The sequence below is a fragment of the Pseudomonas sp. WOUb67 genome (assembly GCF_050058005.1).
In the GTDB taxonomy this organism is placed as follows: domain Bacteria; phylum Pseudomonadota; class Gammaproteobacteria; order Pseudomonadales; family Pseudomonadaceae; genus Aquipseudomonas; species Aquipseudomonas putida_R.
Map to the genome: position 1 here is coordinate 534,836 of NZ_CP170112.1, position 15,953 is coordinate 550,788.

General features: G+C 60.5%; 1 protein-coding gene (cut by a window edge). It reads right to left on the reverse strand.

Features of this window, described 5'->3' with window-relative positions:
• Nucleotides 1–15,953: the 3' portion of an immunoglobulin-like domain-containing protein gene (locus ABOC32_RS02465; protein WP_426810037.1), read on the reverse strand. Its footprint extends 11,818 nt past the window's final position; the window shows 15,953 of its 27,771 coding nt (coding positions 11,819–27,771); its start codon lies off the right edge, out of view; its stop codon occupies nt 1–3.

The window sequence follows — 15,953 nt, forward strand, 5'->3', positions numbered from 1 at the left end:
TCAGTTGTCTTTGTTGTGGATGATGATGGTCGGGTCAGCACCGCTGATCAACGAGTTGACCGTGGTGTTGGACCAGTTCACCCCTTCGAGCTTGATGGTCACATCGGCATTTGCCAGACCGCCAGCAGCGTTGAGCTTGCCTTCGCTGCTGACCTGCAGCGTCGTCGTGCCGTCCACCGTGGTCAGCTTCAGGTAATTGTCGATGGTGCTGCCCTTCTCGCCTTGAAGCAGATCACTCAGGTCGATCTTGTCTTTTTCAGCCACCTTGAAGTCTTTGATGACGTCGTTGCCGTAATCGCCGGCCTTCCACACGAAGGTGTCGGCACCGCTGCCACCGATCAGGATATCGTCGCCATGGCCACCGATCAGGGTGTCCTTGCCGCTACCACCCAGCAGGATGTCATTACCCCTGCCACCGTCGAGCGTGTCATCACCACCTTGGCCGAAGAGGATGTCGTTGCCATTGCCGCCGGACAGGAAGTCCTTGCCGTCGTTGGCACCGGAGATATCGAACTCGGTGTAGTGCTCGGTGATGTACTGGTGGACATTGCTGGTGGTGACGGTGCTGACATCAACACCGCTCTTCTGCGCAACGTAGCTCTGCAGGGCCTGGTAGCCCTCGCTGACCACACCGTTGAGGGTGATCAGGTCACCGAAGATGATGTCGTTGCCGTTGCCGCCATCGATGGTGTCTGCACCCGGTACCGTCGCCTCCGTATGTCCAAGGATTGCCTTGGCCAAATCAGATGGGTCGATGTTGGTCTGCGGTTTGCCGGCGCTGTCGTAGGGTTTCAGGTCCGAGAGGCTGACATCGTTGTTCAGGCCGATAGCCTGCACCTTGCTCAACCCCGCTACGGTGTCACTACCGCCCAGCAAGGTGAAACTATCGGTGGTGCCTGCCGCAGCGTTGTTGTAGTTGGTGTTATTCGCCTTGCCGGTACCACCCAGGCTCGAGAACTCATAGGTGCCGTCGCCTTGGGCGTGGATGGTGCCCAAGTTGCGGCTGGAGGCCTCGTACAGGTTGCCCCACCAGTCTTTGGCGTAGGTGGTGACTTTGACTACGCCAGCGCTATTGATATCGACCTTGTGAGTCGAGTCCGCCCAATCGCTGAACGTGCCGCCAACCTTGTAGTTGTTGACGTTCACGACCTCATCCAAGGTCTTGCCACCAGTCCAGAGGCGAGAGTCGGTTACTTCATCTTTCTGGTAATACGTCGGCTTACCGTCAGTAATAAAGTATGTGAGGTTCTCGGCACCGGTATTGCTGACCGCGACTGCGCTCTTGAAGAAGTTGGCCGTGGTCTTGAACGCATCTTCATAGTTCGTGCCACCACCATCGTCGCCGCCCTTCATCGAATTCAGTACCGCTTGCAGGTCTTTCAAGGCATTCGGGTCGGCAAGGTTCACCGCGATGTTCTTGTTGACCTGGGTGTCGAAGTCGACAAGGAAAATGTTGACCGTGCCCGAGATATCCGAGCCGAGGCTGGCTTTCAGGGTGGCAAACACGGACGCCAGCTGGGTCTTGGCTGCGGCAATCGACGCATCGCTCATACTGCCCGAGCTGTCTACGATGAATGCAATGTTGTAGTTCTTGCCCGCCACTACGTTCAGACCCGAAACGTCAGCGACGATGATGTCGTTGCCTTCGCTGCCGGTCAGCGTGTCGTTGCCAGAGGTACCTACGCTGGCTTTGTAGGTCGCCGCGTATACCGTCACCGGGATGTTGCCGCTGGTGATAGCCGAGCCCCCCAAGCTTTCGGTGGCAGTCGAGGTGACAGTGATGTCGAACGAGCCTTTGTAGTAAGTCGGCGGAGTCAGGGTAAGGCCGCTGAGTTTCCAGCCAGTCACATCCACCGGTGCGCTGCCTACGGTGACCGTGTGGCCTGCACCATCGCTGAGTACAGTGCCTTTCGGAATGCCACTGAGGGTCACGTTCAGGCTTTCGGAACCATCGGTGTCGGTCAGGGCGGTGGTAATACCGACCAGTTTCACCGAGCCACCTTCCGGCCCTTCGTTGAGCTTGTAGCCGTCGTAGTAGCTCTGACCATTCACGGTGTGCAGGTCGGACACGCCCAGGCCAGCGTTGGCCATCTCGGTGACGTTCTGATACATCTTGACGTTCGAGCTGCTCAGGTCAGTGACAGCACCCGAGCCTACCTGGATGTTCAGGTCATAGCTGCCTGGACCAGACTGGTTGGCATGATAGACCTCGATCGGGTAGTAGCCGCTGGAGGTCGGGGTGAAAGTGCCCGAAACCTGGCCACCGGCACCCCAGGTGGCCGTGACCACAGTCTTGCCACCAATGGTGACCACGAAGCTGTCGTCAGCAGTACCGCTGAAGGTGTAGGTCTTGCCGGCTTCCAGGTAGATCAGGCCCGACGTTTTCGAACCGGTGCCAGCCGTGACGCTGCCATCGGACTGCACGTTGGTGGTCGTGCTGCTGGAGTTGGCATTGCCAGAGTTGGCAAATACCGTCTTCAGTTCATCACCGGTAATGCCGTTGCCACCAGTACCCAGGCCCTTGAGGGTGGTCCAGACTTCCTTGGTCAGGCCTTTGGAGTCGATATCGGCACTGCCGAAGCTCAGGGTCGGTTTATCGGCAACCGGGGTGATGTCGACCTTCATGGTCACTTCTGTGCCCAGGTTGGTGCCATCGTTCGGCTTGAACTTGAACTGTGCGTAGTCAGCCTGCTGGTTACCCACGCCAGTACCACCGTAGTTGTCCGCACCCGACTGGTTGAGGGCCGGGACGAACTTCAGTTTATTGGCAGTGATATCAGCCTGGCTGACCACTTGGCCAACGGTCACATTCACCCAAGCACTGCCGTTGAAGAACTGCAGGCTGCCGGCGCCAGGGATCGAGGTAATGGTCACGGACAGACCGGTGTTGCCATCGGCATCGGTGACTTTGAAATCACCCCAGGCGAACACGTAGTCGGTGTCTTCCACGCCAAATACCGCGCCGCCAGGCGAAACCGGCAGGTGGTCGTTGTCGAGGATGGTGGTCGTCACGCTCGACTTGCTGCTGTCGACCTGCAGGTTCTCGAAGTTGCCACCGGTGGCAGTTTCGATTTTCACCACGAAGTTCTCGGTACCTTCGACCAGCTTGTCGTCGATGGTAGCGATGTTGAAGGTGGTGCCTGTGCTGTTGGCCGGGATCTTCACGGTGGTGACACCAGTGAAGTCCTCACCGTTTTTGGCGGTGCCGCTGTAGCTGAGGGTGATGGTGACTTCGGCTTTGGAGGCGTGGGTCAGGGTCAGCGTGTAAGAGCCGGTTTCGCCTTCGGTGAGCGAAGCGGTACCAGTAATACTTACCTTGGCAACATCACCTTGGCCACTTGGCTCGTCACTTACCGTGGTGCTGACGGAGTTGGTACCTGCCACAAGGTTTTCGAAGACCTTGTCGCCAGTAACAGCAATGCCAGTGATCGACTTGGTAATAGTGTCCTGACCGCCCGTATAAACATCATCCGGGGCATTGATGCTGACAGTGCCAGTCGCCGAGCCCGGGTTGATGGTGACCTGGGTGCCACCGGTCAGGGTGACGGTCACGCCGCCGTGGCCGGTCACTGGCAGCTTGGTGTCTTCGCTGATCAGGGTGACGGTGTAGGTGATCTTGCCACCTTCAACCACAGCGGTGCTGTCCACCGACAGCACGGCGGTGACCTTGCTGATGGTGTCCGTGACCTGAACGGTCGCCGGGCTACCAATCTGCAGGTTCTCCAGCTGGCCACCGGTGACGGTGGCCTTGTCGATGCTGACGGTGATAGTGCCTTTATCGATAAAGACGTCATCGCCCTGGGCCGCGGCCGAGATGGTCTTGGTGGTTTCGCCAGCAGCGAACACCACGGTTTCACCGGTGCTCAACAGCACGCTCAGCGGTTTATCGATGGCCTGGTTCAGGGTGACCTTGAAGGTCGGCGCAGTGGCTTCGTTCACCGATTCGGTGACCGGCGTGATGCTGACTTTCACCAAGTTACCCGCACCGTTTGGCTCATCGCTGACGGTGGTGGTGACCGGGGTCTTGTCGGTCACCAGGTTCTCGAACTTGGTGTCGCCCGAGACCGAAATGTCGGTAATCGACTTGGTGATCGCAGGCTGGCCACCGGTGTACAGGTCGTTCGGTGCAGTGACGAAGGCGGTACCGGAGGCCGAGCCGGCCGGGATGGTCACGACCGTGCCACCGGTCAGGGTGACGGTCACGCCGCCGTGGCCAGTTACTGGCAGCTTGGTGTCTTCGCTGATCAGGGTGACGGTGTAGGTGATCTTGCCACCTTCGACCACAGCAGTGCTGTCCACCGACAGTACGGCGGTGACTTTGCTGATGGTGTCCGTGACCTGAACAGTCGCCGGGCTACCAATCTGCAGGTTCTCCAGCTGGCCACCGGTCACGGTGGCCTTGTCGATGCTGACGGTGATAGTGCCTTTATCGATAAAGACGTCATCGCCCTGGGCCGCAGCCGAGACAGTTTTGGTGGTTTCGCCTGCGGCGAATACCACGGTTTCACCGGTGCTCAGCAGCACGCTCAGCGGTTTATCGATGGCCTGGTTCAGCGTGACCTTGAAGGTCGGCGCGGTGGCTTCGTTCACCGATTCGGTGACCGGCGTGATGCTGACCTTGACCAGGTTACCGGCGCCGTTTGGCTCATCGCTGACGGTAGTGGTGACCGGGGTCTTGTCGGTTACCAGGTTCTCGAACTTGGTATCGCCGGTTACTTCGATACCGGTGATCGACTTGGTGATCGCAGGCTGGCCACCGGTGTACAGGTCGTTCGGTGCGGTGACGAAGGCGGTGCCCGAGGCCGAGCCGGCCGGGATGGTCACTACCGTGCCACCGGTCAGGGTGACGGTCACACCACCATGACCAGTCACTGGCAGCTTGGTGTCTTCGCTGATCAGGGTGACGGTGTAGGTGATCTTGCCACCTTCAACCACAGCGGTGCTGTCCACCGACAGTACGGCGGTGACTTTGCTGATGGTGTCCGTGACCTGAACGGTCGCCGGGCTACCAATCTGCAGGTTCTCCAGCTGGCCACCGGTGACGGTGGCCTTGTCGATGCTGACGGTGATAGTGCCTTTATCGATAAAGACGTCATCGCCCTGGGCCGCAGCCGAGACAGTTTTGGTGGTTTCGCCAGCAGCGAAAACCACGGTCTCACCGGTGCTCAGCAGCACGGTCAGCGGTTTATCGATGGCCTGGTTCAGGGTGACCTTGAAGGTCGGCGCGGTCGCTTCGTTCACCGATTCGGTGACTGGAGTGATGCTGACCTTGACCAGGTTACCGGCGCCGTTCGGCTCATCGCTGACAGTGGTGGTCACCGGGGTCTTGTCGGTCACCAGGTTTTCGAACTTGGTGTCGCCCGAGACCGAAATGTCGGTAATCGACTTGGTGATCGCAGGTTGGCCACCGGTGAACAGGTCGTTCGGTGCGGTGACGAAGGCGGTACCGGAGGCCGAGCCGGCCGGGATGGTCACTACCGTGCCACCGGTCAGGGTGACGGTCACACCACCGTGGCCGGTCACTGGCAGCTTGGTGTCTTCGCTGATCAGGGTGACGGTGTAGGTGATCTTGCCACCTTCAACCACAGCGGTGCTGTCCACCGACAGTACGGCGGTGACTTTGCTGATGGTGTCCGTGACCTGGACGGTCGCCGGGGCACCGATCTGCAGGTTCTCCAGCTGTCCACCGGTGACGGTGGCCTTGTCGATGCTGACGGTGATGGTGCCTTTATCAACAAAGACGTCATCGCCTTGTGCCGGCGCCGAGATGGTCTTGGTGGTCTCGCCAGCGGCGAATACCACGGTTTCACCGGTGCTCAGCAGCACGCTCAGCGGTTTATCGATGGCCTGGTTCAGCGTGACTTTGAAGGTCGGCGCGGTGGCTTCGTTCACCGATTCGGTGACCGGAGTGATGCTGACCTTGACCAGGTTACCCGCACCGTTCGGCTCGTCGCTGACGGTGGTGGTGACCGGGGTCTTGTCGGTCACCAGGTTTTCGAACTTGGTATCGCCGGTTACTTCGATACCGGTGATCGACTTGGTGATCGCAGGCTGGCCACCGGTGTACAGGTCGTTCGGTGCGGTGACGAAGGCGGTGCCCGAGGCCGAGCCGGCCGGGATGGTCACGACTGTGCCGCCAGTCAGCGTCACGGTCACACCACCGTGGCCAGTCACTGGCAGCTTGGTGTCTTCGCTGATCAGGGTGACGGTGTAGGTGATCTTGCCACCTTCAACCACAGCGGTGCTGTCCACCGACAGCACGGCGGTGACTTTGCTGATGGTGTCCGTGACCTGCACAGTCGCCGGGCTACCAATCTGCAGGTTCTCCAGCTGGCCACCGGTGACGGTGGCCTTGTCGATACTGACGGTGATAGTGCCTTTATCGATAAAGACGTCATCGCCCTGGGCCGCGGCCGAGACAGTTTTGGTGGTTTCGCCAGCAGCGAACACCACGGTTTCACCGGTGCTCAGCAGCACGCTCAGCGGTTTATCGATGGCCTGGTTCAGGGTGACCTTGAAGGTCGGCGCGGTGGCCTCGTTCACGGTATCCACAACGGGGGTGATGCTGACTTTCACCAAGTTACCCGCACCGTTTGGCTCATCGCTGACGGTGGTGGTCACTGGCGTCTTGTCAGTTACCAGGTTTTCGAACTTGGTATCGCCGGTTACTTCGATACCGGTGATCGACTTGGTGATCGCAGGTTGGCCACCGGTGAACAGGTCGTTCGGTGCGGTGACGAAGGCGGTGCCCGAGGCAGAGCCGGCCGGGATGGTCACGACTGTGCCGCCGGTCAGCGTCACGGTCACACCACCGTGGCCAGTCACTGGCAGCTTGGTGTCTTCGCTGATCAGGGTGACGGTGTAGGTGATCTTGCCACCTTCAACCACAGCGGTGCTGTCCACCGACAGCACGGCGGTGACTTTGCTGATGGTGTCCGTGACCTGCACAGTCGCCGGGCTACCAATCTGCAGGTTCTCCAGCTGGCCACCGGTGACGGTGGCCTTTTCGATGCTGACGGTGATCTGGCCTTTGTCGATGAATACATCATCGCCCTGGGCTGGCGCCGAGATGGTCTTGGTGGTCTCGCCTGCGGCGAATACCACGGTTTCACCGGTGCTCAGCAGCACGCTCAGCGGTTTATCGATGGCCTGGTTCAGCGTGACTTTGAAGGTCGGCGCGGTCGCTTCGTTCACCGATTCGGTGACCGGAGTGATGCTGACCTTGACCAGGTTACCGGCGCCGTTCGGCTCATCGCTGACAGTGGTGGTCACCGGGGTCTTGTCGGTCACCAGGTTTTCGAACTTGGTATCGCCGGTTACTTCGATACCGGTGATCGACTTGGTGATCGCAGGTTGGCCACCGGTGAACAGGTCGTTCGGTGCGGTGACGAAGGCGGTGCCCGAGGCCGAGCCGGCCGGGATGGTCACGACTGTGCCGCCGGTCAGCGTCACGGTCACACCACCGTGGCCAGTCACTGGCAGCTTGGTGTCCTCGCTGATCAGGGTGACGGTGTAGGTGATCTTGCCACCTTCAACCACAGCGGTGCTGTCCACCGACAGTACGGCGGTAACTTTGCTGATGGTATCGGTGACCTGCACGGTCGCCGGGTCGCCGATGACCAGGTTCTCCAGCGGAGCGCCAGTCACTGTGGCTTCGTCGATGCTGACAGTGATCTGGCCTTTGTCGATGAAGACGTCATCGCCTTGGGCCGCAGCCGAGACAGTTTTGGTGGTTTCGCCAGCAGCGAACACCACAGTTTCACCGGTGCTCAGCAGCACCGTCAGCGGCTTGTCGATGGCCTGGTTCAGAGTGACCTTGAAGGTCGGCGCGGTGGCTTCGTTCACCGATTCGGTGACCGGAGTGATGCTGACCTTGACCAGGTTACCGGCGCCGTTCGGCTCATCGCTGACGGTGGTGGTGACCGGGGTCTTGTCGGTCACCAGGTTTTCGAACTTGGTGTCGCCGGTTACTTCGATACCAGTGATCGACTTGGTGATCGCAGGTTGGCCACCGGTGAACAGGTCGTTTGGTGCGGTGACGAAGGCGGTGCCCGAGGCCGAGCCGGCCGGGATAGTCACGACTGTGCCGCCGGTCAGCGTCACGGTCACACCACCGTGGCCAGTCACTGGCAGCTTGGTGTCCTCGCTGATCAGGGTGACGGTGTAGGTGATCTTGCCACCTTCAACCACAGCGGTGCTGTCCACCGACAGCACGGCAGTAACTTTGCTAATGGTATCGGTGACCTGCACGGTCGCCGGGTCGCCGATGACCAGGTTCTCCAGCGGAGCGCCAGTCACTGTGGCTTCGTCGATGCTGACAGTGATCTGGCCTTTGTCGATGAAGACGTCATCGCCTTGGGCCGCAGCCGAGACAGTTTTGGTGGTTTCGCCAGCAGCGAACACCACAGTTTCACCGGTGCTCAGCAGCACCGTCAGCGGCTTGTCGATGGCCTGGTTCAGAGTGACCTTGAAGGTCGGCGCGGTCGCTTCGTTCACCGATTCGGTGACTGGAGTGATGCTGACCTTGACCAGATTACCGGCACCGTTTGGCTCATCGCTGACGGTGGTGGTGACCGGGGTCTTGTCGGTCACCAGGTTTTCGAACTTGGTGTCGCCGGTTACTTCGATACCAGTGATCGACTTGGTGATCGCAGGCTGGCCACCGGTGTAAAGGTCGTTCGGTGCGGTGACGAAGGCGGTGCCCGAGGCAGAGCCGGCTGGGATGGTCACGACTGTGCCGCCGGTCAGCGTCACGGTCACACCACCGTGGCCAGTCACTGGCAGCTTGGTGTCTTCGCTGATCAGGGTGACGGTGTAGGTGATCTTGCCACCTTCAACCACAGCGGTGCTGTCCACCGACAGCACGGCGGTGACTTTGCTGATGGTGTCCGTGACCTGGACGGTCGCCGGGGCACCGATCTGCAGGTTCTCCAGCTGTCCACCGGTGACGGTGGCCTTGTCGATGCTGACGGTGATGGTGCCTTTATCAACAAAGACGTCATCGCCTTGTGCCGGCGCCGAGATGGTCTTGGTGGTCTCGCCAGCGGCGAATACCACGGTTTCACCGGTGCTCAGCAGCACGCTCAGCGGTTTATCGATGGCCTGGTTCAGCGTGACTTTGAAGGTCGGCGCGGTGGCTTCGTTCACCGATTCGGTGACCGGAGTGATGCTGACCTTGACCAGGTTACCCGCACCGTTCGGCTCGTCGCTGACGGTGGTGGTGACCGGGGTCTTGTCAGTCACCAGGTTCTCGAACTTGGTATCGCCCGAGACCGAAATGTCGGTGATCGACTTGGTGATCGCAGGTTGGCCACCGGTGAACAGGTCGTTCGGTGCGGTGACGAAGGCGGTGCCCGAGGCAGAGCCGGCCGGGATGGTCACGACTGTGCCGCCGGTCAGCGTCACGGTCACACCACCGTGGCCAGTCACTGGCAGCTTGGTGTCTTCGCTGATCAGGGTGACGGTGTAGGTGATCTTGCCACCTTCAACCACAGCGGTGCTGTCCACCGACAGCACGGCGGTGACTTTGCTGATGGTGTCCGTGACCTGCACAGTCGCCGAGCTACCAATCTGCAGGTTCTCCAGCTGGCCACCGGTGACGGTGGCCTTGTCGATGCTGACGGTGATAGTGCCTTTATCGATAAAGACGTCATCGCCCTGGGCCGCAGCCGAGACAGTTTTGGTGGTTTCGCCAGCAGCGAACACCACGGTTTCGCCGGTGCTCAGCAGCACGCTCAGCGGTTTATCGATGGCCTGGTTCAGGGTGACCTTGAAGGTCGGCGCGGTCGCTTCGTTCACCGATTCGGTGACCGGCGTGATGCTGACCTTGACCAGGTTACCCGCACCGTTTGGCTCATCGCTGACGGTGGTGGTAACCGGAGTCTTGTCGGTCACCAGGTTTTCGAACTTGGTATCGCCCGAGACCGAAATGTCGGTAATCGACTTGGTGATCGCAGGTTGGCCACCGGTGAACAGGTCGTTCGGTGCGGTGACGAAGGCGGTGCCCAAGGCCGAGCCGGCCGGGATGGTCACGACTGTGCCGCCGGTCAGCGTCACGGTCACACCACCGTGGCCAGTCACTGGCAGCTTGGTGTCTTCGCTGATCAGGGTGACGGTGTAGGTGATCTTGCCGCCTTCGACCACAGCGGTGCTGTCCACCGACAGTACCGCGGTGACTTTGCTGATGGTGTCGGTCACGTTGACAGTGGCCGGGTCGCCGATCTGCAGGTTTTCCAGCGGGGCACCGGTTACAGACGCCCCGTCGATGCTGACGGTGATGGTGCCTTTATCAATAAAGACGTCATCGCCTTGTGCCGGCGCCGAGATGGTCTTGGTGGTTTCGCCGGCGGCGAACACCACTGTTTCGCCGGTGCTCAGGACAACGGTAAGTGCCTTGTCCAGCGCTTGGTTCAAGGTGACTTTGAAGGTCGGCGCAGTCGCCTCGTTCACCGACTCGGTGACTGGCGTGATGCTGACTTTCACCAGGTTCCCCGCACCGTTTGGCTCGTCGCTGACGGTGGTGGTGACCGGGGTCTTGTCAGTCACCAGGTTCTCGAACTTGGTATCGCCGGTTACTTCGATACCAGTGATCGACTTGGTAATTGCATCCTGGCCGCCCGCGTACAGGTCGTTCGGCGCGGTGATTTCCACGGTGCCGCTGGCCGAGCCAGGGTTGATGGTGACCTGGGTGCCACCGGTCAGGGTGACGGTCACACCACCATGGTCAGTTACTGGCAGCTTGGTGTCTTCGCTGATCAGGGTGACGGTGTAGGTGATCTTGCCACCTTCAACCACAGCGGTGCTGTCCACCGACAGTACGGCAGTGACTTTGCTGATGGTATCCGTGACCTGCACGGTCGCCGGGTCGCCGATGACCAGGTTCTCCAGCGGAGCGCCGGTCACCGTGGCTTCGTCGATGCTGACAGTGATCTGGCCTTTGTCGATGAAGACGTCATCGCCCTGGGCTGGCGCGGAGACAGTCTTGGTGGTTTCGCCGGCGGCGAATACCAGCTTCTCGCCGGTGCTCAAGGTAACGGTAAGTGCCTTGTCCAGCGCTTGGTTCAAGGTGACTTTGAAGGTCGGCGCAGTCGCCTCGTTCACCGACTCGGTGACTGGCGTGATGCTGACTTTCACCAGGTTGCCCGCACCGTTTGGCTCGTCGCTGACGGTGGTGGTGACCGGGGTCTTGTCGGTCACCAGGTTTTCGAACTTGGTGTCGCCCGAGACCGAAATGTCGGTGATCGACTTGGTGATCGCAGGTTGGCCACCGGTGAACAGGTCGTTCGGTGCGGTGACGAAGGCAGTACCCGAGGCCGAGCCGGCCGGGATAGTCACGACTGTGCCGCCAGTCAATGTGACAGTTACGCCACCATGGCCGGTCACTGGCAGCTTGGTGTCTTCGCTGATCAGGGTGACGGTGTAGGTGATCTTGCCACCTTCGACCACAGCAGTGCTGTCCACCGACAGTACCGCGGTGACCTTGCTGATGGTATCGGTGACCTGAACGGTCGCCGGGTCGCCGATGACCAGGTTCTCCAGCGGAGCGCCGGTCACCGTGGCGTCGTCGATGCTGACAGTGATGACACCTTTGTCGACGAAGACGTCATCGCCCTGGGCTGGCGCCGAGATGGTCTTGGTGGTTTCGCCAGCAGCAAATACCAGCTTCTCGCCGGTGCTCAAGGTAACGGTAAGTGCCTTGTCCAGCGCTTGGTTCAAGGTGACCTTGAAGGTCGGCGCGGTGGCTTCGTTCACCGATTCGGTGACTGGGGTGATGCTGACTTTCACCAAGTTACCCGCACCGTTCGGCTCATCGCTGACGGTGGTGGTGACCGGGGTCTTGTCGGTCACCAGGTTTTCGAACTTGGTATCGCCCGAGACCGAAATGTCGGTGATCGACTTGGTGATGGCAGGCTGGCCACCGGTAAACAGGTCGTTTGGTGCGGTGACGAAGGCGGTGCCCGAGGCCGAGCCGGCCGGGATAGTCACGACTGTGCCGCCGGTCAGCGTCACGGTCACACCACCGTGGCCAGTCACTGGCAGCTTGGTGTCTTCGCTGATCAGGGTGACGGTGTAGGTGATCTTGCCACCTTCGACCACAGCAGTGCTGTCCACCGACAGTACCGCGGTGACCTTGCTGATGGTATCGGTGACCTGAACGGTTGCCGGGTCGCCGATGACCAGGTTCTCCAGCGGAGCGCCGGTCACCGTAGCTTCGTCGATGCTGACAGTGATCTGGCCTTTGTCGATGAAGACGTCATCGCCCTGGGCCGCAGCCGAGACAGTTTTGGTGGTTTCGCCAGCGGCGAACACCAGCTTCTCGCCGGTGCTCAGGGTAACGGTAAGTGCCTTGTCCAGCGCTTGGTTCAAGGTGACTTTGAAGGTCGGCGCAGTCGCCTCGTTCACCGACTCGGTGACTGGCGTGATGCTGACTTTCACCAGGTTACCCGCACCGTTTGGCTCGTCGCTGACGGTGGTGGTGACTGGAGTCTTGTCGGTCACCAGGTTTTCGAACTTGGTGTCGCCCGAGACCGAAATGTCGGTAATCGACTTGGTGATCGCAGGTTGGCCACCGGTGAACAGGTCGTTTGGTGCGGTGACGAAGGCGGTGCCCGAGGCCGAGCCGGCCGGGATGGTCACTACCGTGCCACCGGTCAGGGTGACGGTCACACCACCATGGCCAGTCACTGGCAGCTTGGTGTCTTCGCTGATCAGGGTGACGGTGTAGGTGATCTTGCCGCCTTCGACCACTGCCGTGCTGTCCACCGACAGCACGGCGGTGACCTTGCTGATGGTGTCCGTGACCTGCACAGTCGCCGGGCTACCAATCTGCAGGTTTTCCAGCTCGCCACCGGTCACGGTGGCCTTGTCGATGCTGACGGTGATAGTGCCTTTATCGATAAAGACGTCATCGCCCTGGGCCGCAGCCGAGACAGTTTTGGCGGTTTCGCCAGCAGCGAACACCACGGTTTCGCCGGTGCTCAGCAGCACGGTCAGCGGTTTATCGATGGCCTGGTTCAGGGTGACCTTGAAGGTCGGCGCGGTGGCCTCGTTCACGGTATCCACAACGGGGGTGATGCTGACTTTCACCAAGTTACCCGCACCGTTTGGCTCGTCGCTGACGGTGGTGGTCACCGGGGTCTTGTCGGTCACCAGGTTTTCGAACTTGGTATCGCCCGAGACCGAAATGTCGGTAATCGACTTGGTGATGGCAGGCTGGCCACCGGTGAACAGGTCGTTCGGTGCAGTGACGAAGGCGGTGCCCGAGGCCGAGCCGGCCGGGATGGTCACGACTGTGCCGCCGGTCAGCGTCACGGTCACACCACCGTGGCCAGTCACTGGCAGCTTGGTGTCTTCGCTGATCAGGGTGACGGTGTAGGTGATCTTGCCGCCTTCGACCACAGCGGTGCTGTCCACCGACAGTACCGCGGTGACTTTGCTGATGGTGTCGGTCACGTTGACAGTGGCCGGGTCGCCGATCTGCAGGTTTTCCAGCGGGGCACCGGTTACAGACGCCCCGTCGATGCTGACGGTGATGGTGCCTTTATCGACAAAGACGTCATCGCCCTGTGCCGGCGCGGAGACAGTCTTGGTGGTTTCGCCGGCGGCGAACACCAGCTTCTCGCCGGTGCTCAAGGTAACGGTAAGTGCCTTGTCCAGCGCTTGGTTCAAGGTGACTTTGAAGGTCGGCGCAGTCGCCTCGTTCACCGACTCGGTGACTGGCGTGATGCTGACTTTCACCAGGTTACCCGCACCGTTCGGCTCATCGCTGACAGTGGTGGTCACCGGGGTCTTGTCGGTCACCAGGTTTTCGAACTTGGTATCGCCCGAGACCGAAATGTCGGTGATCGACTTGGTGATGGCAGGCTGGCCACCGGTAAACAGGTCGTTTGGTGCGGTGACGAAGGCGGTGCCCGAGGCCGAGCCGGCCGGGATAGTCACGACTGTGCCGCCGGTCAGCGTCACGGTCACACCACCGTGGCCAGTCACTGGCAGCTTGGTGTCTTCGCTGATCAGGGTGACGGTGTAGGTGATCTTGCCGCCTTCGACCACAGCAGTATTGTCCACCGACAGCACAGCGGTGACTTTGCTGATGGTGTCGGTCACGTTGACAGTGGCCGGGTCGCCGATCTGCAGGTTTTCCAGCGGAGCACCGGTTACAGAAGCCCCGTCGATGCTGACGGTGATGGTGCCTTTATCAACAAAGACGTCATCGCCTTGGGCTGGCGCCGAGATGGTCTTGGTGGTTTCGCCAGCAGCGAACACCACGGTCTCACCGGTGCTCAGCAGCACGGTCAGCGGTTTATCGATGGCCTGGTTCAGGGTGACCTTGAAGGTCGGCGCGGTCGCTTCGTTCACCGATTCGGTGACCGGAGTGATGCTGACTTTCACCAGGTTACCCGCACCGTTCGGCTCATCGCTGACAGTGGTGGTCACTGGCGTCTTGTCGGTCACCAGGTTTTCGAACTTGGTATCGCCCGAGACCGAAATGTCGGTGATCGACTTGGTGATGGCAGGCTGGCCACCGGTAAACAGGTCGTTCGGTGCAGTGACGAAGGCGGTACCGGAGGCCGAGCCGGCCGGGATGGTCACGACTGTGCCACCGGTCAATGTGACAGTTACGCCACCATGGCCAGTCACTGGCAGCTTGGTGTCCTCGCTGATCAGGGTGACGGTGTAGGTGATCTTGCCGCCTTCGACCACAGCAGTGTTATCCACCGACAGTACGGCAGTAACTTTGCTAATGGTATCGGTGACCTGAACGGTCGCCGGATCGCCGATGACCAGGTTCTCCAGCGGAGCGCCGGTCACCGTGGCTTCTTCGATACTGACAGTGATCTGGCCTTTGTCGATGAAGACGTCATCGCCCTGGGCCGCAGCCGAAACAGTCTTGGTGGTTTCGCCAGCGGCGAATACCAGCTTCTCGCCGGTGCTCAGGGTAACGGTAAGTGCCTTGTCCAGCGCTTGGTTCAAGGTGACCTTGAAGGTCGGCGCGGTCGCCTCGTTCACCGACTCGGTGACTGGCGTGATGCTGACTTTCACCAGGTTGCCCGCACCGTTTGGCTCGTCGCTGACGGTGGTGGTGACCGGGGTCTTGTCGGTCACCAGGTTCTCGAACTTGGTATCGCCGGTTACTTCGATACCAGTGATCGACTTGGTGATCGCAGGTTGGCCACCGGTGAACAGGTCGTTCGGTGCGGTGACGAAGGCGGTACCGGAGGCCGAGCCGGCCGGGATGGTCACTACCGTGCCGCCGGTCAGGGTGACGGTCACACCACCATGGCCAGTCACTGGCAGCTTGGTGTCTTCGCTGATCAGGGTGACGGTGTAGGTGATCTTGCCGCCTTCGACCACAGCGGTGTTATCCACCGACAGTACCGCGGTGACCTTGCTGATGGTATCGGTGACCTGAACGGTCGCCGGGTCGCCGATGACCAGGTTCTCCAGCGGAGCACCGGTCACCGTGGCTTCGTCGATGCTAACAGTGATGACACCTTTGTCGACGAAGACGTCATCGCCTTGGGCTGGCGCCGAGATAGTCTTGGTGGTTTCGCCAGCGGCGAATACCAGCTTCTCGCCGGTGCTCAGGGTAACGGTAAGTGCCTTGTCCAGCGCTTGGTTCAAGGTGACCTTGAAGGTCGGCGCGGTGGCTTCGTTCACCGATTCGGTGACTGGGGTGATGCTGACCTTGACCAGGTTACCGGCGCCGTTTGGCTCATCGCTGACAGTGGTGGTGACCGGGGTCTTGTCGGTCACCAGGTTCTCGAACTTGGTGTCGCCCGAGACCGAAATGTCGGTGATCGACTTGGTGATCGCAGGTTGGCCACCGGTGAACAGGTCGTTCGGTGCGGTGACGAAGGCAGTACCCGAGGCCGAGCCGGCCGGGATAGTCACGACTGTGCCGCCAGTCAATGTGACAGTTACGCCACCATGGCCGGTCACTGGCAGCTTGGTGT